Raw genomic sequence first — 22,312 nt, 5'->3', positions numbered from 1 at the left:
TCAGCCGGCTCGCAGCATGTAGCCCGCTCCGCGGACCGTGTGCAGGATCGGCTTGTCGAAGCCCTTCTCGATCTTGCCGCGCAGCCGCGAGACGTGGACGTCGATGACGTTTGTCTGCGGGTCGAAGTGATAGTCCCAGACGTTCTCGAGCAGCATGGTGCGCGTCACCACCTGGCCGGCGTGACGCATGAGATACTCGAGCAGGCGGAATTCGCGCGGCTGCAGCGTGATCTCGCGCCCGGAGCGGCGCACGGTGTGGGAAAGCCGGTCGAGCTCCAGGTCGCCCGCGCGGTAGACCGTCTCGACGTCCTTCGCACCCGCGCGACGCTTCAGCACCTCGATGCGGGCGAGCAGTTCGCTGAAGGCGAAGGGCTTGGTCAGGTAGTCGTCGCCACCGGCCCGCAGGCCCGTCACGCGGTCGTCCACCTCGCCCAGCGCGGAAAGGATGAGCACGGGCGTCTCGGATCCGCGTGCCCGCAATCCGGCGATCACCGAAAGCCCGTCGCGGCGTGGCAGCATGCGGTCGACGATCAGGACGTCGTAGTCCCCGCTGTCGGCCAGCGCGAAACCGGTCTCGCCGTCGCCCGCGACGTGGGTGGTGTGGCCGGCCTCGGTGAGCGCTTTCTCAAGATACTCCGCCGCCTCCCGGTCGTCCTCGATCAGAAGAATCTTCATGCCCGCCTTGTACCCGATATCGGGGGCGAGAACCGCCTCGGCATCCATTTGTTTCTATACTCCTCTTACGAAAACGGCAGCGGGCCTTGCAACCCGCTGCCGCTGCGACCGGAAACGCTACGCGATACGTCGCTTCCGGTTCTTCCGCCCGAGGCCGGCGAAGGAGAGAGGATCGCCGGCCCGGGACCGATCAGCTGCGCGCCACCGGAAGGGCCACGAAGCGGCTGGTCTCGTCGCGCTTCAGCTGGAACAGCACCGCCTTCCGACCGGCGTCCGAGGCGTCATTGACGGCCTTCTCGATGGCCGACGCACTCTTCACGGGCTGCGAGTTGACCGAAACGATGACGTCGCCGGTCTGGATGCCGCGATCGGCGGCATCGCTGTTGGCAAGCACGTCGGTCACGACCACACCCTCGCCTTCCTCGGCCGGCGCGACGGTCAGGCCGAAATCCTCGAGGATCGAGCCTTCTTCCTCGGCCGGCTCGTCGACCGAGGCCTGCTTTTCGAGACCAGGCATTTCGCCGAGCTTGACTTCGATGGTCTTCTCCTTGCCATCGCGCAGCACCTTCACCTCGGCGGTGACGCCAGGGCTCATGCGGCCGATCATGCGGGCCAGTTCACGCGGCGATTCCACGGCCTTGCCGTCGACCTCGACGATGATGTCGCCGGCCTCGATTCCGGCCTTGCGAGCCGGGCTGTCGTCCTGCGGCCCGCTGACCAGGGCGCCGTCGGTGCCCTCGATGCCGAGCGATTCGGCGATGTCGTCCGTCACCGGCTGGATCTGGACGCCGAGCCAGGCGCGTTCGACGGAGCCGTCTTCCTTGAGCTCCGCGATCACGTCCTTGGCCACCGACGCGGGAATCGCGAAGGCGATGCCGACATTGCCGCCCGAGGGCGAGAAGATCGCGGTATTAATGCCGACGACCTCGCCGTTGAGGTTGAAGGCGGGACCACCCGAATTGCCGCGGTTCACCGCCGCGTCGATCTGGATGAAGTCGTCGTAGGGACCGGCGCCGATGTCGCGTCCGCGCGCCGACACGATGCCGGCGGTCACGGTGCCGCCGAGGCCGAACGGATTGCCGACGGCCACGACCCAGTCGCCCACGCGAACCTTGGAGTCATCGGCGAAATCGACGTAGACGAACTTGCGCTCCTCATCGACCTTCAGCAGCGCGAGGTCGGTGCGGGGATCGGTGCCGACGAGCTTTGCGTCGATCTCGGTGCCGTCATCCATGACCACAGTGAGTTCGGAACCGCCCTCGACCACATGGTTGTTGGTGACGAGGTAACCGTCCTCGGAGATGAAGAAGCCGGAGCCCTGCGATACGGGACGCGCGCGCTGGCTGCCACCCGGGCGGCCGGGGCGCATCTGCGGCTGGCCGTCCTCGAAGCCCGGAAGATCGCGGAAGAAGCGCTTCAGCGGATGATCGTCGGGAAGATTGTCGAGGCCCTGGCCACCAAAGAAGGAATCGGGACCGGCGGCGGCGGGCTGCATCTTGGCTTTCACGCGGACGCTGACGACGGCGGGCGAGACCTTCTCGACGACGTCGCCGAAGCCCGTCGACTGCTGCGACTCGACGCGGACGGCCTCAGCCATCACCGGGGCCGTACCGGAGGTGACGGCGCCGAAGCCGATCGCCGAGGCGATGGCGACCGAGGCGGCCCCGGCCACGAAACGCTTGCGGGCACTGGTCTGGAATGGAGCTTTCATGTGTGTCCTGTCCTTTCAGGTTCGAATGCTTTCTGAGGGCATCCTCGGACAGTGATCTAGTGACACTCACATTACCGCGCCATTTCCGGCACATGAAACTTTCGTAATGTTGCCGGCGGATTGGCAGCAATATTCCTATCGCTGCTGCGCAACCTCAGCTTTACGGACCACCGTCCGCACCCGCGAGGAGGATTCCAGCGTCCGGTGTACCGGGCACTTTTTGGCGATCTCCTCGATCTTTTCGGCGATCTCCGCCGGCAGGTCTCCCTCGATCGAAATCACCCGCTCGAACTGATCGATGCGCTTGTTCGAACCCCGCTCCTCGTCGGTGCACTCCAGGCAATCCTTCATGTGGATCTTGCTGTGCGAGACGTCGACGCTGATGCGCCCGAGCGTCAGCTTCTTGAAGTCGGCATAGATCCGCAGCGTCATCGACGTGCAGGCGCCGAGTGCGATGGACAGGAAATCGTAGGGCGACGGCCCTGTGTCCAGGCCGCCGACGCTCGGCGGTTCGTCGGCGAAGAGACGATGGCGACCCGCCTGGACGGCGTTCTGGAACTTGCCCTCCCCGGTTTCCATGATCCGGACGCGCTCGATCGCTTCCTCCCCCTGCGGCCTGTCGTCCTTGAGGTAGCGCGACGACCAGCCGGTGATCACGGAGGCGGCGAAGGCGGCATCGTCGGGATTGGTGAGGAGATGGTCGGCCTTGTCCAGCGACACGAAGCTCTTCGGGTGCTTGGCCGCCGTGAAGATCGTCGTCGCGTTCTCGATGCCGACGATCCGGTCGATCGGGGAATGCAGGATGAGGAGCGGCTTGCGCATCGCGGCGATGCTGTCGGCGAGCCTCGTGGCGCGCACGTCGTCGACGAACTGGCGGCCGATGCGGAAGCTTCTCCCGCCGAGCTTCACCTCGGCCTCGCCGTCCCGTTCGATCTCGGGAAGGCTTGCGCCGAAGTTCTTGAGCACGTGCCCGGTATCGGCTGGGGCGCCGATCGTGACCACCGCACGCGCCTCCGGGATGTCCCGCGCCGCGGCGAGCACGGCCGCGCCGCCGAGCGAATGGCCGATCAGCAGCGCCGGGGCCTCATAGCTTCCGCGGAGGAACTCCGCCGCGGCGATCAGGTCACCGACGTTGGAGGAGAAGTCGGTCGATGCGAATTCACCCTCGCTCGACCCCAGTCCGGTGAAATCGAAACGCAGTATGGCGATGCCGGCGCGCGCGAGGTCCGCCGCGATCCGCCGCACGGCAAGAAGGTCCTTGGAGCATGTGAAGCAGTGCGCGAACAGCGCATAAGCCCGCACGGGACCGTTCGGCATGTCGAGGCGCGCGGCAAGCTGCGCGCCCGAATGCCCGGGAAATTCCACGCGCTGTATGATCGGATCCATGGGCGACAGCCTTCCTTTGCCGTTGACCGGGGAAGCCTATCAGTTCGGGCGGTCCCGCTCCCGCAGAATCTCGCCCAGCCGCGCCTCTTCCTCGGCGGAAAGCCGGCCCGGCTGCCGGCGCGCGCCGCGCCCGCGCAGGAGCAGGAAGGCGCCGCCGGCCAGAATCACCACCAGCGGCGTTCCCCACAGCGCCAGGTTCTGGAAGCTCATACGAGGCTTGAGGAGCACGAACTCGCCGTAGCGCGAGACGATGAAGTCCATCACCTCCTCGTCTGTGTCGCCGGCCACAAGCCGCTCGCGCACGAGGATCCGCAGGTCACGCGCGAGTTCGGCATTGGAATCGTCGATCGACTGGTTCTGGCACACGAGGCAGCGCAGTTCCGCCGAGAGCTGCCGGGCGCGGGCTTCCAGTGCCGGATCGTCCAGCACCTCGTCGGGAAGCACGGCGTAGGCCGCCGTCGCCGAGAAAGCGATGGCGAGCGCCACAAGGAGGGTGCGCAGGAGGGGCAATGCGTTCAACCCGTCGCCCCGGTCGCCGCGCGGGCCTTTTTCGCTCGCCGCGCTGGCGCGCCGACACGCAGGCGCCGATCGAGAAGCGAAAGAATCCCGCCGCCCATCATCACGACCGAGCCAAGCCAGATCAGCGTCACGAAAGGCTTCCACCAGATGCGCACGACGATGCCGCCGCCGTCGACGGGATCGCCGAGCGAGACATACATCTGGCTGAGACCACGCGTCGAGATGCCCGCCTCCGTCGTCGGCATCTGGCGGGCCGGGTAAAACCGCTTCGCCGACATGATGGTCGTCAGGACGTCGCCGTCGGAATCGAGCAACGGGAACAGACCGCGGTCCTCGGTGAAGTTCTGCCCCTGGAACGGCTGCAGCCCATCGAACCGCAGCTGGTAGCCCGAGACCTCGACAGTATCGCCGGGCTTCATGGTCAGGATGTGCTCGGTCTGGAGCGACGTCACCGAAACGACGCCGAGCGTCGTCAGTCCCAGGCCGAGATGCGCCAGCGACGTGCCGAAGGCGGAGCGCGGCAGTCCCGCTAAGCGGCGCAGCGCTACACCGGGGGAGACGCTGCCGATGCCGGATTTGAGCGCGAGGTCTGTGAGGGCGCCGAGGATCATCCAGGCGGCGAGCCCGATCCCGAGGGCGGCGAAGACCGAGGCACGATCGATAAAGAGCGCGACGAAGAGAATGACGAGCAGCGCCCCGCCCGCTGCGAACGCCAGGCGTTGCGAAGCAGCCCAGAGATCCGCGCGCTTCCAGGCGAGCAGCGGACCGAAAGGCACGGCGATGAGCAGCGGCACCATCAGCGGCCCGAAGGTCAGGTCGAAGAAGGGCGCGCCGACCGAGATCTTCTCTCCCGTCACGGCCTCGAGCGCCAGCGGATAGAGCGTGCCGACGAGTACGGTGGCGACCGCGGTGCTCAGGAAAAGGTTGTTGAGCACCAGAGCGCCTTCGCGCGAGATCGGATGGAAGATGCCACCCGGCGCCAGCGATTGCGCCCGCCAGGCGAACAGCGCCAGCGCACCGCCGATGAAGAGCGTGAGGATGGCGAGGATGAAGACGCCGCGGGTGGGATCGGTCGCAAACGCGTGCACAGAGGTGAGCACGCCGGACCGGACGAGGAAGGTGCCGAGCAGCGACAGCGAGAAGGTGAGGATGGCCAGGAGGATCGTCCAGATCTTCAAGGCCGAGCGCTTCTCCATGACGATCGCGGAATGGAGCAGCGCGGTTCCCGCGAGCCACGGCATGAAGGAGGCGTTCTCCACCGGGTCCCAGAACCAGAACCCGCCCCAGCCGAGCTCGTAATAGGCCCAGAAGGAGCCCATCGCGATGCCGCCGGTGAGGAACACCCAGGCGGCCAGCGTCCACGGCCGTACCCAGCGCGCCCAGGCGGCGTCGATGCGCCCCTCGATCAACGCCGCCACCGCGAAGGAGAAGCAGACGGAGAAGCCGACGTAGCCGAGGTAAAGCAGCGGCGGATGGATGGCCAGGCCGACGTCCTGGAGCACCGGGTTAAGGTCCTGACCCTCGATCGGCGCGGGATTGAGCCGGGCGAAGGGGTTGGACGTGGCGAGGATGAACAGGAAGAAGGCCGAGCCGATCAGTCCCTGGATCGACAGCACGTTGGCGCGCAGCGTCGCCGGCAGGTTGCGGCCGAATGCCGCCACCAGGGCACCGAAGAAGGTCAGGATCAGCACCCACAGCAGCATCGAGCCCTCGTGGTTTCCCCAGGTGCCCGAGAATTTGTAGAGCAGCGGCTTCTGCGAATGCGAATTCTCGAAGACGTTGAGGACCGAGAAGTCCGACAGCACATAGGCGGAGGTCAGCGCCGCGAAGGATATCGCGGTCATGGCAAAACCGGTCACCGCGACCGGCCCGGCGGTCGCCATCAGGCGCGCATCACCCGTGCGCGATCCGACAAGCGGCAGAAAGAACTGGACCAGCGCCAGCGCGAACGCCAGGACGAGCGCGAAATGTCCGGTTTCGACCAATGCCTGCGGCCTCCCTCAGTTTTCCTGCCAGACGCCCTGCGCCTTCAGGCTGTCGGCGACTTCCTTGGGCATGTAGTTCTCGTCGTGCTTGGCGAGCACGCTGTCCGCGACGAAGGTTCCGTCGGCGCCGAACGTGCCTTCCGTCACCACGCCCTGCCCCTCGCGGAACAGGTCTGGCAGGAGCCCATCATAGACGACTTCGACCTTGCCGCCACCGTCGGAGACGCCGAACGAGACACGCGTGCCCTGGCCGCGCACGATCGAACCGTCCTCCACCAGCCCGCCCAGCCGGATGCGCTGTCCCGGTGCGATGCTCGCGGTCGTGAGGTCGGCCGGCATGTAGAAGTAGGAGGTCTTCTGCCCGAGCGCATAGAATGTCAGCCCGGTCGCGGTGCCGACAAAGGCCAGCGCGCCCAGTATGATCGACAGCCGTTTCTGCTTCCGCGTCATCGTTCTTCCACGCCCCTCACGCCCTGTTCCGCCGCGAAGGCCACGAGTTCTCGCGCCGCGGCGCTGTCCTCGCCGAGCGCGGCGACGCCGCGCGTGAGGGCGTCGCGTGCCTCGTCCGCCTTGCCGAGCACCATGTAGGAGCGCACCAGGCGTTGCCAGCCTTCCCGGTCGTCCGGGTTCTCCCTTAGCCTCTCATCAAGCTGAGCAACCATGATCTCGATCATAGCGCTGCGATCGTCGGCGCTCATCTCGCCCGCCGCCTCGAAGTCTTCGCGGGTCGGGCCGGGAGGAGCCGTGCCCCTGCGGGATGCCTCTTCCTCGGCCCGTGCGATGGACTGCTCCACGACCTCGCGCCAGGGCGCGTTCTGCGGCAGGTCGGCAAGCATCGCGCGCAGAGCATCGGCGGCTTCCGACATCCTGCCTTCCTGCGCCATGGCGGTGGCGAGATAGAACCGTGCCTTCGGATCCTGCGGGTCGATTTCCAGCGCCCGCCGGAAGGCGTCGACGGCGTCGGCACGCACCACGCCGCCGGCCGACATCATCAGGGCCTCGCCGAGACCAGTCTCGCGCGCCGCGGTCGGCCCAATAAGGCGGATGGCGTTGCGATAGGCGGTCGCCGCCTCGGTCGGCCGTTCGAGCCTGGCATAGATCGGCGCCAGCACGTCCCAGCCGCGCCCGTCCTGCGGATTGGCGCGAAGATGCGCCTCCGCCCGCGCCACGAGTTCGTCGATGCTGCTCTCGCCCGGGTTCTTCGCCAGCCGCTCTGCGAGCGGCTGACCCGGAAGCTCCGGCGATCCGATCGAACTGTACACCCCCCAGCTCACCAGCGGCACCGCCAGCACGCCTGCCATCGCGAGCCCACGCGCGACGGCCGTCTCGCCCCGGCGCTTCCCGCCTTCGCTCTTCTCCGTGCTGTCGAGTTTCAGGATCCGCCGGCCGATCTCGGCTCGCGCCTGCTCGGCTTCATGCCTGCCGATCAGACCGCGCTCCGCATCCCGCTCCACTTCGGCCAGCTGGTCCCGGTAGACCTCGATGTCATGCACGGAACCGGGCGCGGCCTCCTCGCGCCTGCCGGCGAGCGGCAGGATCACGGCGAGGCTGGCGATCACCGTCAGCAGTCCGAGCACGATCCAGAAAACCATGCGACCTCAAATAGCGATGGTTGGAGGGCATTCCAATCGCCCTTGCGTGCGGCTATTTGGCGGCAGCGGACTGGCTGGCGGACCCATCATTCAGGTGAGCGGCGTCCAGCTGCCGTCGGGGTTGCGGCAGGCCGTGCCGCGCGCCTCCGACTCGCGGCCGCCATCGGTGATCGTATGGCTGTACTGGCGACAGTCCTGGGAGCCGACCCGATAGGGCTGGGCAGCCACAACCGAGCCTGAAAGCCGGCCGTCCTCGGTGTTCCAGGTCACCGGCATTCGCGCCGGCGTGTATTCGAGTGCGCGATACTCCGCTTCCAGCGCCTTACGGCGCTCACGCTCAGGCAGTTTGCTGCCCAGTTCGCCGCCTATCAGGCCGCCGTTCATCTGGGCGATGATGGAATCCTTCGTCGTCGGGGCGGTCACGCCGCTCGTCAGCGACGTGGTCGTGCACGCGCCAAGCGAAAGGCAGGCTGCCAAAAGCGTCATTGCTTTCGCGGCTGTGGGCATCGCTCGATTGTTCCCTTGCGTGACTGCGACCGAAGCATCGGGGCGGTAACGTCGATCTATGACCGAAATTGGGCTCGCCGGAAACCCGAGCCCTTCGTTTCTCATTGGAGCCGCCACTGCCTTGCGAGGGCCGGTAACGTCGAACGTCATCCCGCAGACGGCAGGCGAATCGCGGCTTTCAACCCCCCGAGTTCCGACCGATCGAGCGCCAGTTCGCCGCTGTATTCGCGCACGAGATCGTGAACGATCGCCAGCCCGAGACCGGTCCCGGGCTTGGTCTCGTCGAGCCGCGTGCCGCGCTTCAGCGCCTCGCGCGCCTGTTCCTCGGGAATGCCCGGCCCATCGTCCTCGATCGTCAGCAGGATACGTCCCGCCTCCTCCGCCAGCCGCACGCGCACAGCGGACCGCGCCCATTTGACAGCATTTTCCAGGAGATTGCCGGTAATCTCCTCGAGATCCTCCCGCTCCCCGGCGAAGACGAGTTCGCGCTCCGGGCCTTCGAAGGCAATGTCGACCTTCGGGTCGAGCTTGCGGAACACCCGCAACAGCCGTTCCAGCGGCTCCTTGAGCGGCGTGCGGAAGACGACACTGTCGCGCTGGGCGGCGATGCGCGCGCGCTGAAGGTAGTGCTCCACCTGCTGCTGAAGCGCGGCCGCCTGCTCGACGATGAGCCTCCCCTTCTCACCGCCCATCGCGCGTCCCTCGTTGAGGAGTACGGCCACCGGCGTCTTCAGGGAATGGGCGAGATTGCCGACCTGCGTGCGCGACCGTTCGACGATTCGACGGTTGTTCTCGATCAGCGCGTTCGTCTCGCTGGCGAGCGGTTCGATCTCGGAGGGAAACCTGCCGTCGAGTTTCTTGGCAGTTCCTTCCCGCACCTCGGCCAGCGCGTTGCGCACCTGATCCAAAGGACGCAGTCCCAAAAGAATCACGATGGCGTTGATTGCGATCATGCCGACGCCAAACAGCGTCAGATAGGTGTAGAGCTGTTGTGAGAAGTCGGCGATGTCCAGTTCCAGCTCGCTCCTGTTCCCCATCACGCGGAACCGGGCGATCCGGTTGTCGGAGTCCAGGATGAAGTCGTTCTCAACCACGTCGATTCGTTCGCCAGACAGGCCGACGGTCTCGTAAATGCGCTGGAACTGGCTGTCGAACGGCACCTCGGCTTCCGACGGCGCGGGAATCGGATCGGACATGGAGGAGGAGCGGATGCCGCCGGCGAGGCCCGGCGAGACCGGCTCCACGGCCCAGTACCAGCCGGAACCGGGCTGTGAGAACTTGACGTCGTAAAGCGCCGGCGTCCCTTGCAACTCGCCCTCGTCGGAAACGCTCACCGCCGCGACGAGACTGTAGAGATGCGCTACGAGCAGGCTGCGGAAGCTGCGTTCGGCCGAGACGCGATAGAGCGCGGAAATCAGCGTGGCGATCACCACGAGGGCGACGACCGCCCAAACCGTGGAAAAGGTGACGACGCGGAAGGACAGCGAGCGAAGCCCGATCCTCAGCGCGTTGCGCCTGGCGGGCCGCGCCTGGTGCGGCGCCTGGGTGCTCACTCCTGCGGCTCTCGCATCCGGTACCCCATGCCGCGCACCGTCTCGATCAGGTCCAGGCCCATCTTCTTGCGCAAGCGCCCGACGAACACCTCGACCGTGTTGGAATCGCGGTCGAAATCCTGGTCATAGAGGTGCTCGACCAGTTCGGTGCGCGACACGACCTCCCCCATGTGATGCATGAGATAGGCGAGCAGCCGGAACTCGTGAGAGGTCAGCTTCAGCGGCATTCCGCCGACATCGGCCTTGGACGCCTTGGTGTCGACCCGCAGCGGGCCGCAGACCAGTTCGGACGAGGCGTGCCCCGCCGCCCGGCGAATCAGGGCGCGCACACGCGCCAGCACTTCCTCGATGTGGAAGGGTTTGGCGACGTAGTCGTCGGCGCCCGCGTCGATCCCTGCCACTTTATCGCTCCAGCGGTCGCGCGCCGTCAGCATCAGCACAGGCATTTTCTTGCCGTCCGCGCGCCATCTTTCCAGCACGCTGATCCCGTCCATTTCGGGCAGGCCAATGTCCAGAACGACGGCATCGTAGGGCTCGGTGTCCCCCAGGAAATGACCTTCCTCGCCGTCGTGGGCCCGGTCAACCACGTAACCCGCTTCCGTCAGCGCGTCGGCGATCTGACGGTTGAGGTTCTTGTCATCCTCTACAACCAATATTCTCATGCTATCCTCGGGATTGACGGGCTCTCGCTTCGCCCGGCCCTCTATCGCTGCGCCATGTCGGGCAGGAGGGCTAGTTGGCGGGGACCTGTCTCTCCACCCTGCGCGGCGGCTGGCCGTTGCTGCCCGGCACGGTGTAGACGACGACGCAGACCGTCTGGCCGCCCTGGCTCTGCTCAGTCGCAACCTGAAGGGTTCCGCCATCCTGAGCGGCGATGGCGCGCCCAACGGACGCACAGTCTGCCGCATGCGCCGAGGTGGCCGACCCCGTGGCCAGGACCAGGAACGTCAAGAGATGCATAATGGAGCTACGGATGTTCATGCGCTCCTGATACCCCGCCGCCGCTGAACGCGGCATGAACGCCGTTCTGGATTCACTGCCAAGCCCTGGGCGATTTTTGTGCCAGTGCGCGCATCGGAGTGTCAATGTAGCCTGGAATTCGGCTTTTGACAGCGCAAAGAAATCCTTTCCTCGCCTTTGCACGAAGCGGGGAGATGGTCGAAACGGAAGCTTTGGAAGTGGAAACCGGCGGCGCATCGGGCTTGGGGGCAAGTTCCTGGCGCCCGAGCCGCGTGCGTGCGTAGCGCGCCTCGATCGAGGCCATGAAGCCGGGAGCCAGGTTCCGCGCATTGTCGCGCGTCGTCATGCGCGTCTGCCGGAAGCGCGGATCGGCCATCAGCCGGCGCACCAGCGGTGCCGGCCTAGGCGTCGTTGTGATCAACTGCACGGGCCGCTCCCCGAGCCGCAGCCCGAACTGCAGCATGTCGAAGGTCGCTTCCATGTGTTTCCACTTGGCGAGCTCGTCGCACCAGGCGGCTGCGAATTGCGGTCCACGCAGGCTCTCGGGATCCTCGGCGGAAAAGGCATAGGCCACGGCGCCCGAAGCGTCCCACACCAACCTGCGCCGGGTCGCTTCGAAGCGCGGCGGCTCTCCGCGCGCGATTGCGCGGATCCCCGAAGGTCCCTCGATCATCACCTCGCGCACGTCCGAAAACGTCTCCCCCACCAGCGCGATCTGGCCGTGCCGCGCGAGCGTGAAAGGAGAGAATCCGCGCACCAGCGCGTTCACCCATTCAGCACCGAGCCGCGTCTTGCCGGCCCCGCGGCCTCCCACCACCATCCAGTTGTCGGGCGCGCCCTCGCGGCGCCGCCACAGCGGATATTGCTCGTGTCGCGCCTGGGCGAACCATCCCCGTGTGGCGCGGTCAGCCTGCCTTGGGTGCAACACCTCCTGCGACCAGCCGGGCTGCTTCTGCTCGGGCGAGGGCGATGATGCGGTCGTCGATGAGGCGAAATGCTTCGGCGGGTTCTCCATCGCTCCTTGCTTCTTCTTCGTTCGCCCGTTCTCGTGCGGGCGTTTCCAGGCATTCCACACGCCCGCCGGTCCGGCGAGCCTGTCGATCTATTCCTTGTCGAGCCGCGGCGGCGATCGGCCGCCATGCTACGCCTACGACGCATCCTCGAGGCCGCCTACAGTGACCGTATGAGCATCTGTCCGCTGGACCAGCGCAGGCCTGCCGATCGGTTTCATCCCTTTCTGCTTTTGACGATGTCAGGTGCCGGACGCCCTCCACCTCCCTGTCAGCAGGCGAAACTGCCGGCACGAACCGGGAATTCGTCCAGACCAAAGGCCTCGCGCTCTGGCTACGAAGAAGAAAATTGAAATTTGTTCAGCCGCACCGGCTGGAAGCTAGGGGTCGGACACGCCATCCGGAGGAACCTCAAAGGCCAGTACTGCTCCCACCCGCACACTTCCGACGATGACGAGAACCTATCAAACCACCGTCACGGTGTCAAGGGTTTTATTCCTATCTTTTTTCTTCTAACCCTGACGAAGGAAGAACGTGCGGAAGAGGCGTACTCCCGCGAGCTCGCCGCACAGTCCCCTCTACCACCCTCCCCCAGAACCTGCTAATACTCCCCTCCTCTCGCGGCGCCGCCGCCATTGATGGATCCGATCCGCTTGTTCCGGATTTTCTCGCACCGCCCCTTCCTCGGCCTTCTGGTCGTGCTCGCGGCCATGGCGCATTTGGCGGCGTTCGCGACCGCGGCGCCGCTGCCCGGCCGCGCCGACCAGCTTTCGCTGTCCAACGGCGCCTCGAACGCGCCCGCCCTTACCAGCAAGGCGCCACAGGCGGAGGCGCGCATGCGCCTTTTCGAGCCGAAGCGCTTCGCCGACGCCGAGCCGTCGGGTGCCCTTGAGGCTTCCGCCACCTTCCTCTTCTACGCCGGCATTCCGGCTCTCGATCCAGCGCCGGCCGATGCCGGCTTCGTGCGCGCGGCGATTTTCTCGCCCGGACAGCGCGCACCCCCCGCTTTCCTCCGCACCGCCTGACACAACCCGGCAGCACCGGACCCTGACCGCGATACGGCGGCGGGCGGTGCATGCCGATCGTCATCCTCTTGGTCCGGAGAAATCCTCATGCAAGCCGCCATGGGCCTCGCCCTGCTTGGACTCTGCTTTCTTCTCATGCGCTACGCCAAACCCAACGCAGAAGGCATCGCGCCGCCGATCATGCAGTTCTGGGGCGTGGCCACCGCCGCAGCGCTCCTGTTCACCGTGTTCGCCGGCCTCGGCATCCTGCTCGTCGTCTTCTGGACGCTGGGCATTGGCGCCGGCGTCGCGCCGGTCTGAACCCTTCCGACATTCCAGCTTCCAAGCGTATCCCGGCGGCGCGTCCGCCGGTTTCCGCTCGTCGCCCAACCAGGAAAATCTTCGATGACCACCCTCGACACCACCATGCTCGCAATCCCGCGCGCCGACCGCATCATATCGCCCGGCAGCCTCACGGGCATCGCCGTCGTCACGGCGCTGATCGGCAGCCAGCTGATCACCGTCACCGCAGCCTTCCTCTATTCGCTGGTCGTGCTGTTCCACATTCCGGACGGCGCCGCGACCGTCCTCGGCGTCGCCTTCGGGGCGCTCGTGCTCTGGGGCCTCGCGATCATCGCGCGGCTCGCCTACGAGGCCGAAACCGACCCGGCCAACAACTGAGGCAGGAGCATCTGCGCCACGGGGAGCGGGAGGCTTTCGCTTCCCCTCTCCTGCCTCATCACGAACCGGTGAGGGAACCGCCTATCGTTGGCGCCGTTCTTGCCTGGCGACATCAACAAAAAAGGAAACACCCAATGAAAACCGCAATTATCTCAGCCATCGCCGCCGCTTCCATGTTCGCCGGCTCCGCCCTCGCGCAGAGCGGAAGTGGTGGTCAGAACGGCTCCGGCCCGAACATCATGAGCGACATGGAACAGACGATGATGGACGAGAATCCGGGCATCGTCTCGTTCTTCACCGACGACACCATGAGCGAGCTGCGCGGCGAAGACGAGTTCAAGGCTGCTTGGGACGGCATGTCGGATGATGACCGTACGCGTCTTCAGGCTGCTTGCGAGTCTCCGGACATGAACGACTCGACGTTCTCGCGCGGCACGCTCAGCCTCTGTGCGCAGATCAAGGCCGCAAACGCGGGCTAATTGTCCGATCGGCGCCTTAACGGCGCTACGCCTCTCCCCCGCCGGGGAGAGGCATATACGCGTCGCACGACTACTTCCGTTCAGTACGCGACTTGCCAGGCCCCCGCCGGCGTCTTGCGCAACAGCGTCAGGGTGGCCGGATCGAAATCCTGATACGCCTCCCCCGGCAGGTCGATCAGCATCCCGAAGTCAGCCACGACGCGCCACCAACGCATCACGCCGTCGCCATCGCTGAAGACACCGCACATCGGGGGCGTCGGTCCGTCCTGCGCAGCCGTCGAGGCAGCGTCGGGGCCGAACACCCAGCCGTCTCCACTCTCCGCCGGATCCAGCACGCACTCCACGCCGGGCGTCGGCCCTTCCATGCCGTCCCTCGAAGCCCGCAACAGGTCTGGCACGGGATTGGCCGGGTCGACATGGGTGATCCACACCACGCGCGTTTCTCCCTGCGGGGTTCCACCATTGCTCGCCGACAGCGCAGAGCGCGCGATGTCGAGCGTCGCGTAGTGCGCACCGCCGCCGAACTCGAGCTGCGTGGTAATGCCGTTGCACCGCAATGCCTTGTAGAGCAGGACGCCGTCGATCATCTGCGTCTCGTTGACGACCCAGTCGCAACTGTGGTCCGGCAGGAGGTATGCGTTCGGATCTCCCGTATTGAGCAGGTAGTCCACCGCCTGGCCCTGGCAGATGCCGGTAACGGGCAGCTTCGGCCCTCCATCGGGACAGGCCGGGAATGGCAAGGCCGCACGATTGGGCTGCTTGCCGCCGGGCAGCGGCGGCACCTGAGGTATCGGTGCCGGCCGATTCGCGGTTTTCATGCCGCCGCCACGCCTGCCCTGCGCCACGCATTCCTCGATCTTGGTGATGACGGCGGCGGTCCCGCGCAGCTGGAAGTCGAGCGATGCCCGGCGGATATCCAGGATCATCGTATTGCCATTGCGGATCCGGTTTAGGTCGTCCATCCCGAGCCAGGCGAAAGTCCACGGCCCCGCCGCCGACCCGCTGATCGGCCGCACGTCGCCGTCGACCTCGATCTGGCCGTTCCAGTCGGGCCGCGCCTGATAGGGCACGGCGACCTGCCACTGCGCGGAGCCGTCGACCGTCAGGTCCCGCCCCAACCGCCAGATACTGCCGCCGTCGTTGCGTTCGCCCACGCAGTAACCGAAGCGTCCGTCAACGGTGCCACTGAGCACGGTCCAGCCTCGTGTCTGGCCATAGAACCTTTCCGCGGCGCCCCGCATTCCGGCGATGTCGTAGCCGCCATACGAGTTGGTGCCTCCGGGCGTCGGCGGCGGCGCGTTGCGCACTACCGGGGGCGACTGCCGAACCGGCGGACGGCCCTGGTTCAAGGCGCATTCCCGAGCCTTCGCCATGGCGGCGGAAGAGCCGGAGAGGCTGAACACCTGCTCGCCGCGGTCCAGCAGCATGCGAACTTGGCTGCCGTTGCGCAGGTCGTCGACGAACGCATCCGCATCGATGCTCGCCCAGCCGTCGCCATCGGCCATGTAAGTCACAGGTCGCAGATATTGGCCAAAGCCGACATAACCCTGCACCGGCCCGTTCGAGCCATAGTAGGGATTGCCCATTTGCCACCGGTTGCCGTCGGTAGCGATACGCAGCTGCACGCTGCCATTGTCGGAATCGGCGGCGCAGTATTGCAGCGTGCCGTCCATGGAAACCGAGACGACCCGCCAGCGGCCGAGATCAGCATATTCGCGTTCGTCGGCATAGGTTTGGGCGCATGCACCCGAAGCCGCGGACAACAGCAATGTACCCGCAGCGATGAGCTTCCGTGTCGACATGGATGACCCCCGTTCGCCTTCGTGACAGGCCCAGCCATACGCCGCGGCGGCGTCGCGCACGCGGCGGATGCCCGGACGAACCTGCCCGAAGAAAATGCCCCTTCCCCAACGAGAGGTTTATTTGCATGACCTTTCAGGCGTGACAATCCCGTGTTACAGATACCGCGCAATTATTGGGGCGTACCCGCCAAAGAACCGCGCGGCGCAGTCTCCCGCCCGGTCGCGGAGGGGGAGGTGCGCCGGCCGATCGCGCATCCTTCGCCCTTCGCGATCTTCACCCTGTTGCCCGAAACCGCCGCCGCTTTCCCCGATTTTCCTTGTCCCTTCCGTCCCTTCCGGTGCAAAGATGAGGGGTCGCGCCCCGAAATCGCCCGTATGGGGGATCAGTTTCCGTCCATCAGGATTTCGAAACCCGTCTGCCTATGGAAAACCCGTTCGAACCCAGGAAGTCGAATGCGCCGCATGCGTCGAAGCTCCTCGAGCTCGACGCATGGATCGATTCCACCCTCTACGAGGCGGGATTCTCGGCCGGCGAGCGCTGGGAACGCATCACAATCTTCTTTCGCCGCTTCCGGGTCTACGGCTGGAAGCGCGCCATCGTGGAACTGCTCAGCGAAGGCATGACGCTGGGGACTGCGGGCTGCGTTCTCCTGCTCGCCCTCGCCATGCCGGCCTTCGAGGAGACAGCCGGAAACTGGCGCGCCCAGGCGGACTTCGCCGTCACCTTCCTCGACCGCTACGGCAACGAGATCGGCCAACGCGGCATCATTCAGCGCGACAGCGTGCCGATCGACGAGATGCCGGACCAGGTCATAAAGGCCGTGCTCGCGACCGAGGACCGCCGCTTTTACGACCATTACGGCATCGATTTCCTGGGGCTCGCCCGCGCCCTGTCGGAAAACGTCCGCGCCAATTCGGTCGTCCAGGGCGGTTCCACGATCACCCAGCAGCTCGCGAAGAACCTGTTCCTGTCCAACGAGCGTACAATCGAGCGAAAGGTCAAGGAGGCGTTCCTGTCGCTGTGGCTGGAGATGAACCTCTCCAAGAAGGAGATCCTCCAGCTCTATCTCGATCGCGCCTACATGGGCGGCGGCACTTTCGGCATAACGGCGGCGACGGATTTCTATTTCGGCAAGGGCATCAAGGATGTCACCCTGGCGGAGGCTGCGATGCTCGCCGGCCTGTTCAAGGCGCCGGCCCGCTATGCGCCGCATGTCGATCTCCCGGCCGCGCGCGCCCGCGCCAACGAGGTGCTCACCAACATGGTGCAGGCGGGCTTCATGACCGAGGGCCAGGTGATCGCGGCACGCCGAGCGCCCGCCGACGTCGTCGACCGCGACAACCAGAAACACCCGGACTATTTCCTCGACTGGGCCTTCGAGGAGGTGAAGCGCATCGCGGCGACCATGCCTTCCCATTCGCTGGTAGCGCGCACCACGATCGATCTCAACATCCAGCAGGCGGCCGAGGAGTCGCTCGAGTTCCACCTGCGCCAGTTCGGCGAGGACTACGGCGTCAAGCAGGGCGCTATCGTGGTGCTCGACAATGACGGGTCCGTGCGTGCGATCGTCGGGGGGCGCGACTACGGAACCTCTCAGTTCAACCGCGCCACGAGCGCCCAGCGCCAAGTCGGTTCCTCGTTCAAGCCCTATGTCTACGCAACCGCGATGGAGCACGGCTTCACGCCGGATTCGGTCATCTCCGATGCACCGATCACCTGGAACCGTTGGACGCCGAAGAACTACACCCGCGGCTATTCGGGGCGGATGACGCTTTCCACCGCCCTGATCAAGTCGATCAACACCGTGCCGGTGCGACTTGCCAAGGAACATCTGTCGATCCCGCCGATCAAGGAGCTGACCGAGTCCTTCGGCATCGAATCGCCGGTGTTTTCCGACAAGACCATGGTGCTCGGCACGTCCGGCCTCACCGTCCTGGACCAGGCGACGGGCTACAACGTCTTCGCCAATGGCGGCTTCGCTGGCACGCGCCACGGCATCACGCAGCTTGCGACCCATTCGGGCGAGGTCGTTTACGACTGGCGCCGCGACCATCCCGAGCCCAGGCGCGTGCTGTCGGAACAGGCGGTGCGGTCCATGAATTCGATCATGGTCCAGATTCCCGAGCGCGGCACCGGCCGACGCGCGGCGCTGGAAGGGATCCGCAGCGCCGGCAAGACTGGTACCACCCAGGCTTATAAGGATGCCTGGTATGTCGGCTTCACGGGCAACTACACGGCCGCGGTCTGGTTCGGCAACGACGAGTCCACCTCTACGCGCAACATGACCGGCGGGGCGCTGCCCGCCATGACATGGCAGCGCCTCATGACCTATGCTCACCAGAACATCGATCTCAAACCAATTCCCGGCATCGACGACCCCTTCATCGAGAAGCCGGAAGAAGAGGAAGTGGCCGCCGCGGATGATGCAGGGGAAAACGGGGACGAGCCGGCGCCTGACCGGCCGCCAATCATGTCGGCGGCGACGACCGTTCTCCTGCGCGCCATGGCCGACCGTTTCCGCGAAGCGCCTGATCTGCGTCCCGACGGCGACATCGAAACCCTTTCCGCGCTGTAGCCGACATGTCTGATACGGGTGCTCCTCGCGAACAGCGATGTCACGCGCCTTTCGCGCGGTGTGCTGGTTCGACGGCCGCCGACGTGGTTCCCGTGGCTAGGGTCTGCACGTGATGCGGGTCCTTGTCTCCGTTGCGCTGGTGCTCCTCGTTTCGATCGTCGGGGGTGCGGCCTCGGTGTGGTACGCCGTCAACGAGATCGCCGGGTTCAGCGCGCTCCACGTGGGGAGCTGGACCGCCTATCCCGAGCGCGGGACGCCGGATGCCGACCCTTATTCGAAGGCGCGGTTCGCGCGCGACGCGGAACTGCCGCTCGGGCGCGCGGAAGGTCTTTCCTTCGTCGCGACGCAGGATTCGTCCGGTCTGGAGCTTCGCCGTCGCTGCGCCTACCGCATCGAAGGGACCGTCCCCGTTTCCCGCTTCTGGACGCTCTATGCGGCCACGAACGGACTTTCGCCGATCCCGAACGGGAATCGCCGCCCGGGCCTGCAGTCGCTGCAGATCGTGAGGCGGCCGGACAATTCGTTCGAGATCTCAGCCGGGCCGCATCCCGCTCCCGGCAACTGGCTCCCGTTGACGGGAGAAGGTCCGATGTCCTTCGTCCTCACGCTCTACGACGCCCCGGCGCTCAGCGACGCGGGCTCCATCGAGCTCGAACTTCCCCGAATCTATCGGGCGGGCTGCGATGCTTAGGCTCCTCTACGCCCTCCTGCTCGGCCTCCTGGGAGCCGCGATCATCCACATCGTGATCCTTCTGCTTCTCCCCTTGATCACTGACGCTGACGCCTGGTCTAGGCTCGCCGCCGAAGGCGAGACGTTCGAGATGGTCCCATTGTCCACCGACGCGGCGCCGGCGCCGGTCGTCACGTTGACCGATCCCTTCATCCGGGCGAGCGCCTGCCGCATCGATTTGAGCGAAGGCGCCACCCACGTGACCGCGCGCGCTGACGTGCCGTTCTGGTCGGTCTCGATCTACGACCGCCGCGGCCACAACGTCTATAGCTTCAACGACCGCACTGCGACGGCCAAGGCGCTCGATCTCGCCATCGTATCGCCAGCCCAGATGTTGGAGCTCCGAAAGAGCCTCCCCGACGAATTCGCAAAATCCCTCTTCGTCGAATTCGCCCAGCCCGCCGGCATCGTCGTCATCCGCGCCTTCGTTCCAGACGAGACATTCGAGCCGGCGGTCGAGCGCTTCTTCTCTTCCGCATCCTGTCGCGCGAGTTGAGCACCTACCCATCTCGCCCTCACCCCGCGGCAGGATCGACTGCCGTCCGCACAGCCGGTTAATCGTTGCGGATGACGGCCGGAAGCGTTATAGAGCCCGTGATTTCCCAACTTGGTGGCTTGTACCACCGCCCGCGCAAGGGACGCGGGCGAACGAGAGGAGTTTACTCTACGATGGCCAATCAACTCCTGATGCCAAAGGCGACCGCCGTCTGGCTGGTCGACAACACGGCTATGTCCTTCGACCAGATCGCCTTCTTCTGCCATCTTCACCCGCTGGAAGTGCGCGCGATCGCCGACGGCGAGTCGGCGCAGGGGATCAAGGGCATGGACCCGGTCATGAACGGGCAGCTGACGCGCGAGGAGATCGCAAAGTCGGAAGCCGACCCTAACTACCGCCCGAAGCTCTCCGAACCGAAGGTCCGCATCCCGGAGACGAAGCGCAAGGGCCCCCGTTACACGCCGCTGTCGAAGCGCCAGGACCGTCCGAACGCCATCCTGTGGCTCGTGCGCAATCATCCCGAACTGAAGGACGCCCAGATCTCGCGGCTCGTCGGCACCACCAAGTCGACCATCGAGCAGATCCGCAACCGTACCCACTGGAACGCGGCCAACCTCCAGCCGATGGATCCCGTGACGCTCGGTCTGTGCTCGCAGATCGACCTCGACCTGGAAGTCCAGCGCGCCTCGCGCGGCGTTCAGCCTCAGGCTCCGACCGGCGACACCTTGCTGCCGGCCTCGATGACGGAAAGCAGGCCCGTGGATCCGGAAGAGGCCGACCACGACCAGGAGCTCGATGCCAGCAAGGTCTTTGCCAAGCTCTCCTCGCTCAAGGGAAAGCACGACGAGGACGAGGAATAGGACGGACAGTCCGTCCGATGCCCGCTAACCCGCGGCTCGCCCTCGCTCAGGTCGCCTTGTGGCCTGAGGTCTGAATCGGCAGGCCGTCCTTCCGCGCCGAACGTGCGTCCGGCTGGGCGCCGCTGTGCTTTCGCTCGTAGCGGACGCCCGGGAAGATGATGATCGTCGCGGGACCGCCGGTCGTCCGGCCGTCCGACGGCGCCGCGGTACGCGGTGTGAATGGCACTACGTGTGTCATGGCTCCGGCAATCTCCATCGATGCACTCGAGCACGCTTACGTAAACGCTCTGATGCCAACTCTGCACGGCGTAAGGTTAACAGCTCGCTAACGAATTGCTGCTAGTTTTTCCAGTTGGAAGGGCGTCACTGTGTTTCCAGCGCGGTCCGCGAATATCGTGTGCGATCGTGTTGCGCCCAGGTAACGAGTCGAGTGTGCACAGGGTATGTCAGCGGAATTCCGGCAGGTCGCGAACCGCAACGGCAGCGGTAAGTCTGAACGCTTGGTGCGGGCGGCTGTATCGGCCTTCTGCTCCCTGACCCGCCCGACCCGTCGCGAAATCACCCAGCTCGGCCAACTGGTCCTCCCGCTCCTCGACCGCGTGCCCGTCGATGCAAAGCGCTACGTCTCGGCGGCATTGTCCGATTCGCGCTATGCCCCGATCGACCTTGTCCTGCGCCTCTGCGAGGAGCCGGTCGACATCTGCGCTCCCCTGCTCATCCGCTCGCCCCTGCTCGACAACGGGCACCTCGTGCGAATCATTGGGAAGATGGGCGCGCGTCACGCGGCGGCGATGTTGCGCCGGCCGCGTCTTCACCCGGCAATCGCGGCTCTTGCTGGCAAGCTCGGCGATGCCGGCACGCAACCGGCTTTGCCCGTGATGCAGACGCAAGACAGGTCGCCGGCCGGGGAGCCGTCGCCGAATGCCATCGAGCCCGATTTTCCCTCGCCCTTCCGCGAGGAAGTCGTCGAGGAAGTCCGCAAGCGCCTTCGCCATATCATGGCCGGATCGTCCGCCGGCAAGAGCGCGCGGCTCGGCCCCGTCCAGCGCGGCTTCACCATGGCCGCCCGCGACTATGAGCGGCTCAAGGCCAACGTGCTCTCCGGCAATGCAGCATTCTTCCAGAGCGCGCTGGCCGATACCCTCGGTATCGATTATCCGACCGCGCAGACCATCGTCAACTCGCGCGACTACGACGATCTGATCGCGGCTTTCCGCCATATCGGCCTCTCCGAGGAGGAAGCCTTCCTTCTCGTGTGCGCGGCCTGTCCGGATCGCTTCCGGAGCGTCGAGGAGATCCGTTCCTTCGCCGACCGCTACCGGTCGCTGCGCATCCGAGCCGCCGATCGAAAGGTCGGGGAATGGAAGCCCGCGCAGGACGCTCGCCCGTCCCCCCAAGGCGAGGTCGTGCCTTTCATCCGGGTTACCGGCGGCCTCAAGGCTTCATGATATCCACGAGGTCTTCGGGCAGACGGGGCGTGTCGAGTTCCACGAACCAGACGTCCGGATCGAACCGCGCCTCGCGCGTGATCCGCGCACTCAGGCCATCTTCCTCGAGCTTCTCTTCCAGCACGACGAACTGTCGGCCACCGGGCCGCTTCTCGTCGTAGCCGCTCTGCGGGGCCGGGCCGAGAAGGGTGGAATCCCCTTCCCTTCCCCGGATCACGATGAAGACCGCCCCCGCCTCAGCGGCGCCCTTGCGCATCACTGCGGCGAAGCCGCCCTCGCCGAAGACGCGGCGAATGAGGGACGAGACGAAGAAATCCGACGTGACCCGCATTCCGGGC

24 protein-coding genes are annotated in these 22,312 nt (G+C 65.9%); 9 read left to right on the top strand and 15 right to left on the bottom strand.

The window, feature by feature from the left end; translation table 11 throughout:
• The 12 genes from BSQ44_RS09250 to BSQ44_RS27900 all read right to left on the bottom strand — a co-directional run bounded on the left by BSQ44_RS09250 (nucleotide 1) and on the right by BSQ44_RS27900 (nucleotide 11,903).
• Complete coding sequence (locus BSQ44_RS09250) at nucleotides 1-675, bottom strand: response regulator transcription factor (protein ID WP_072607958.1); 675 nt, start codon at nucleotides 673-675, stop codon at nucleotides 1-3.
• Between the two features lie 190 nt (nucleotides 676-865).
• On the bottom strand, nucleotides 866-2,386 hold the full coding sequence (locus tag BSQ44_RS09245) for a Do family serine endopeptidase (RefSeq protein ID WP_072603299.1): 1,521 nt from the start codon (nucleotides 2,384-2,386) through the stop codon (nucleotides 866-868).
• Between the two features lie 135 nt (nucleotides 2,387-2,521).
• Nucleotides 2,522-3,772, bottom strand: coding sequence for a bifunctional alpha/beta hydrolase/OsmC family protein (locus BSQ44_RS09240; RefSeq protein WP_072603297.1), 1,251 nt, complete (start codon nucleotides 3,770-3,772; stop codon nucleotides 2,522-2,524).
• Between the two features lie 39 nt (nucleotides 3,773-3,811).
• The gene (locus tag BSQ44_RS09235; RefSeq protein ID WP_072607957.1) at nucleotides 3,812-4,282 is read right to left on the bottom strand and encodes a cytochrome c-type biogenesis protein; all 471 of its coding nucleotides are present in this window, start codon (nucleotides 4,280-4,282) and stop codon (nucleotides 3,812-3,814) included.
• 5 nt (nucleotides 4,283-4,287) lie between these two features.
• Entirely contained in the window at nucleotides 4,288-6,276 is a 1,989-nt protein-coding gene (locus BSQ44_RS09230) for a heme lyase CcmF/NrfE family subunit (protein ID WP_072603295.1), read from the bottom strand.
• Nucleotides 6,277-6,291: 15 nt separating this feature from the next.
• On the bottom strand, nucleotides 6,292-6,726 hold the full coding sequence (gene ccmE / locus BSQ44_RS09225; RefSeq protein WP_072603293.1) for a cytochrome c maturation protein CcmE: 435 nt from the start codon (nucleotides 6,724-6,726) through the stop codon (nucleotides 6,292-6,294).
• Nucleotides 6,723-7,868 (bottom strand): c-type cytochrome biogenesis protein CcmI, encoded by a 1,146-nt coding sequence (gene ccmI / locus BSQ44_RS09220; protein WP_072603291.1) that lies wholly within the window; start codon nucleotides 7,866-7,868, stop codon nucleotides 6,723-6,725. Before ccmI ends, ccmE begins: the two co-directional genes overlap by 4 nt.
• A 90-nt stretch (nucleotides 7,869-7,958) precedes the next feature.
• Nucleotides 7,959-8,354: a hypothetical protein gene (locus BSQ44_RS09215; protein ID WP_114579943.1), complete on the bottom strand. Its 396-nt coding sequence runs from the start codon at nucleotides 8,352-8,354 to the stop codon at nucleotides 7,959-7,961.
• 167 nt (nucleotides 8,355-8,521) lie between these two features.
• On the bottom strand, nucleotides 8,522-9,928 hold the full coding sequence (locus tag BSQ44_RS09210) for an ATP-binding protein (protein WP_083534634.1): 1,407 nt from the start codon (nucleotides 9,926-9,928) through the stop codon (nucleotides 8,522-8,524).
• Nucleotides 9,925-10,590: a response regulator transcription factor gene (locus BSQ44_RS09205; protein WP_072603287.1), complete on the bottom strand. Its 666-nt coding sequence runs from the start codon at nucleotides 10,588-10,590 to the stop codon at nucleotides 9,925-9,927. The genes BSQ44_RS09210 and BSQ44_RS09205 overlap by 4 nt, the downstream gene beginning before the upstream one ends.
• 70 nt (nucleotides 10,591-10,660) lie before the next feature.
• The gene (locus tag BSQ44_RS09200) at nucleotides 10,661-10,909 is read right to left on the bottom strand and encodes a hypothetical protein (RefSeq protein WP_235633373.1); all 249 of its coding nucleotides are present in this window, start codon (nucleotides 10,907-10,909) and stop codon (nucleotides 10,661-10,663) included.
• A gap of 52 nt (nucleotides 10,910-10,961) precedes the next feature.
• Nucleotides 10,962-11,903: a terminase large subunit domain-containing protein gene (locus BSQ44_RS27900; RefSeq protein ID WP_083534632.1), complete on the bottom strand. Its 942-nt coding sequence runs from the start codon at nucleotides 11,901-11,903 to the stop codon at nucleotides 10,962-10,964.
• A 648-nt stretch (nucleotides 11,904-12,551) separates the two neighbouring features.
• Between BSQ44_RS27900 and BSQ44_RS09190 the strand changes: the two genes are divergently transcribed.
• The 4 genes from BSQ44_RS09190 (at nucleotide 12,552) to BSQ44_RS09175 (ending at nucleotide 14,062) form a co-directional block, all read left to right on the top strand.
• Nucleotides 12,552-12,923, top strand: a complete 372-nt coding sequence (locus tag BSQ44_RS09190) for a hypothetical protein (protein WP_157894562.1) — start codon at nucleotides 12,552-12,554, stop codon at nucleotides 12,921-12,923.
• An 87-nt stretch (nucleotides 12,924-13,010) separates the two neighbouring features.
• The gene (locus BSQ44_RS09185) at nucleotides 13,011-13,223 is read left to right on the top strand and encodes a hypothetical protein (protein WP_072603280.1); all 213 of its coding nucleotides are present in this window, start codon (nucleotides 13,011-13,013) and stop codon (nucleotides 13,221-13,223) included.
• Nucleotides 13,224-13,307: 84 nt separating this feature from the next.
• Nucleotides 13,308-13,583, top strand: a complete 276-nt coding sequence (locus tag BSQ44_RS09180) for a hypothetical protein (RefSeq protein ID WP_072603278.1) — start codon at nucleotides 13,308-13,310, stop codon at nucleotides 13,581-13,583.
• A gap of 134 nt (nucleotides 13,584-13,717) precedes the next feature.
• Nucleotides 13,718-14,062 carry a hypothetical protein gene (locus BSQ44_RS09175; RefSeq protein ID WP_072603276.1) on the top strand — a complete coding sequence of 115 codons (345 nt, stop codon included), beginning with the start codon at nucleotides 13,718-13,720 and terminating at the stop codon, nucleotides 14,060-14,062.
• Between the two features lie 80 nt (nucleotides 14,063-14,142).
• On the opposite strand, the gene BSQ44_RS09170 is transcribed toward BSQ44_RS09175, so the two are convergent.
• The gene (locus BSQ44_RS09170) at nucleotides 14,143-15,864 is read right to left on the bottom strand and encodes a DUF1176 domain-containing protein (protein WP_157894561.1); all 1,722 of its coding nucleotides are present in this window, start codon (nucleotides 15,862-15,864) and stop codon (nucleotides 14,143-14,145) included.
• A gap of 422 nt (nucleotides 15,865-16,286) precedes the next feature.
• Between BSQ44_RS09170 and BSQ44_RS09165 the strand changes: the two genes are divergently transcribed.
• From BSQ44_RS09165 to BSQ44_RS09150, 4 genes are all read left to right on the top strand, one after another.
• A complete protein-coding gene (locus BSQ44_RS09165; protein ID WP_072603271.1) occupies nucleotides 16,287-18,440 on the top strand; it encodes a transglycosylase domain-containing protein in 2,154 nt (717 codons plus the stop codon).
• Between the two features lie 112 nt (nucleotides 18,441-18,552).
• Entirely contained in the window at nucleotides 18,553-19,131 is a 579-nt protein-coding gene (locus BSQ44_RS09160) for a DUF1214 domain-containing protein (protein ID WP_083534630.1), read from the top strand.
• Nucleotides 19,124-19,666, top strand: a complete 543-nt coding sequence (locus BSQ44_RS09155; RefSeq protein ID WP_072603267.1) for a DUF1254 domain-containing protein — start codon at nucleotides 19,124-19,126, stop codon at nucleotides 19,664-19,666. Before BSQ44_RS09160 ends, BSQ44_RS09155 begins: the two co-directional genes overlap by 8 nt.
• A gap of 173 nt (nucleotides 19,667-19,839) precedes the next feature.
• Nucleotides 19,840-20,526: a DUF1013 domain-containing protein gene (locus BSQ44_RS09150; RefSeq protein ID WP_072603264.1), complete on the top strand. Its 687-nt coding sequence runs from the start codon at nucleotides 19,840-19,842 to the stop codon at nucleotides 20,524-20,526.
• A 46-nt stretch (nucleotides 20,527-20,572) separates the two neighbouring features.
• Here BSQ44_RS09150 and BSQ44_RS09145 read toward each other — a convergent pair whose 3' ends face one another.
• Nucleotides 20,573-20,764: a hypothetical protein gene (locus BSQ44_RS09145; RefSeq protein WP_157894560.1), complete on the bottom strand. Its 192-nt coding sequence runs from the start codon at nucleotides 20,762-20,764 to the stop codon at nucleotides 20,573-20,575.
• A 205-nt stretch (nucleotides 20,765-20,969) separates the two neighbouring features.
• Between BSQ44_RS09145 and BSQ44_RS09140 the strand changes: the two genes are divergently transcribed.
• Nucleotides 20,970-21,974, top strand: coding sequence for a hypothetical protein (locus BSQ44_RS09140; RefSeq protein ID WP_072603260.1), 1,005 nt, complete (start codon nucleotides 20,970-20,972; stop codon nucleotides 21,972-21,974).
• Here the strand turns inward: BSQ44_RS09140 and BSQ44_RS09135 are convergent.
• Nucleotides 21,961-22,305, bottom strand: a complete 345-nt coding sequence (locus BSQ44_RS09135) for a DUF1491 family protein (RefSeq protein ID WP_072603258.1) — start codon at nucleotides 22,303-22,305, stop codon at nucleotides 21,961-21,963. The genes BSQ44_RS09140 and BSQ44_RS09135 overlap by 14 nt on opposite strands.
• Nucleotides 22,306-22,312 lie beyond the last annotated feature (7 nt).

The sequence above is a fragment of the Aquibium oceanicum genome (assembly GCF_001889605.1).
GTDB lineage: Bacteria > Pseudomonadota > Alphaproteobacteria > Rhizobiales > Rhizobiaceae > Aquibium > Aquibium oceanicum.
This window is presented reverse-complemented; position numbering and strand designations above follow the sequence as displayed.

What these genes read in the sequence shown, in the direction of transcription:
- BSQ44_RS09250 (WP_072607958.1), bottom strand. Translation starts at nt 675, where the DNA reads ATGAAGATTCTTCTGATCGAGGACGACCGGGAGGCGGCGGAGTATCTT.
- BSQ44_RS09245 (WP_072603299.1), bottom strand. Translation starts at nt 2,386, where the DNA reads ATGAAAGCTCCATTCCAGACCAGTGCCCGCAAGCGTTTCGTGGCCGGG.
- BSQ44_RS09240 (WP_072603297.1), bottom strand. Translation starts at nt 3,772, where the DNA reads ATGGATCCGATCATACAGCGCGTGGAATTTCCCGGGCATTCGGGCGCG.
- ccmE (WP_072603293.1), bottom strand. Translation starts at nt 6,726, where the DNA reads ATGACGCGGAAGCAGAAACGGCTGTCGATCATACTGGGCGCGCTGGCC.
- ccmI (WP_072603291.1), bottom strand. Translation starts at nt 7,868, where the DNA reads ATGGTTTTCTGGATCGTGCTCGGACTGCTGACGGTGATCGCCAGCCTC.
- BSQ44_RS09215 (WP_114579943.1), bottom strand. Translation starts at nt 8,354, where the DNA reads ATGACGCTTTTGGCAGCCTGCCTTTCGCTTGGCGCGTGCACGACCACG.
- BSQ44_RS09205 (WP_072603287.1), bottom strand. Translation starts at nt 10,590, where the DNA reads ATGAGAATATTGGTTGTAGAGGATGACAAGAACCTCAACCGTCAGATC.
- BSQ44_RS09200 (WP_235633373.1), bottom strand. Translation starts at nt 10,909, where the DNA reads ATGAACATCCGTAGCTCCATTATGCATCTCTTGACGTTCCTGGTCCTG.
- BSQ44_RS27900 (WP_083534632.1), bottom strand. Translation starts at nt 11,903, where the DNA reads ATGGAGAACCCGCCGAAGCATTTCGCCTCATCGACGACCGCATCATCG.
- BSQ44_RS09185 (WP_072603280.1), top strand. Translation starts at nt 13,011, where the DNA reads ATGCAAGCCGCCATGGGCCTCGCCCTGCTTGGACTCTGCTTTCTTCTC.
- BSQ44_RS09180 (WP_072603278.1), top strand. Translation starts at nt 13,308, where the DNA reads ATGACCACCCTCGACACCACCATGCTCGCAATCCCGCGCGCCGACCGC.
- BSQ44_RS09175 (WP_072603276.1), top strand. Translation starts at nt 13,718, where the DNA reads ATGAAAACCGCAATTATCTCAGCCATCGCCGCCGCTTCCATGTTCGCC.
- BSQ44_RS09170 (WP_157894561.1), bottom strand. Translation starts at nt 15,864, where the DNA reads ATGTCGACACGGAAGCTCATCGCTGCGGGTACATTGCTGTTGTCCGCG.
- BSQ44_RS09165 (WP_072603271.1), top strand. Translation starts at nt 16,287, where the DNA reads ATGGAAAACCCGTTCGAACCCAGGAAGTCGAATGCGCCGCATGCGTCG.
- BSQ44_RS09160 (WP_083534630.1), top strand. Translation starts at nt 18,553, where the DNA reads ATGCGGGTCCTTGTCTCCGTTGCGCTGGTGCTCCTCGTTTCGATCGTC.
- BSQ44_RS09155 (WP_072603267.1), top strand. Translation starts at nt 19,124, where the DNA reads ATGCTTAGGCTCCTCTACGCCCTCCTGCTCGGCCTCCTGGGAGCCGCG.
- BSQ44_RS09150 (WP_072603264.1), top strand. Translation starts at nt 19,840, where the DNA reads ATGGCCAATCAACTCCTGATGCCAAAGGCGACCGCCGTCTGGCTGGTC.
- BSQ44_RS09145 (WP_157894560.1), bottom strand. Translation starts at nt 20,764, where the DNA reads ATGACACACGTAGTGCCATTCACACCGCGTACCGCGGCGCCGTCGGAC.
- BSQ44_RS09140 (WP_072603260.1), top strand. Translation starts at nt 20,970, where the DNA reads ATGTCAGCGGAATTCCGGCAGGTCGCGAACCGCAACGGCAGCGGTAAG.
- BSQ44_RS09135 (WP_072603258.1), bottom strand. Translation starts at nt 22,305, where the DNA reads ATGCGGGTCACGTCGGATTTCTTCGTCTCGTCCCTCATTCGCCGCGTC.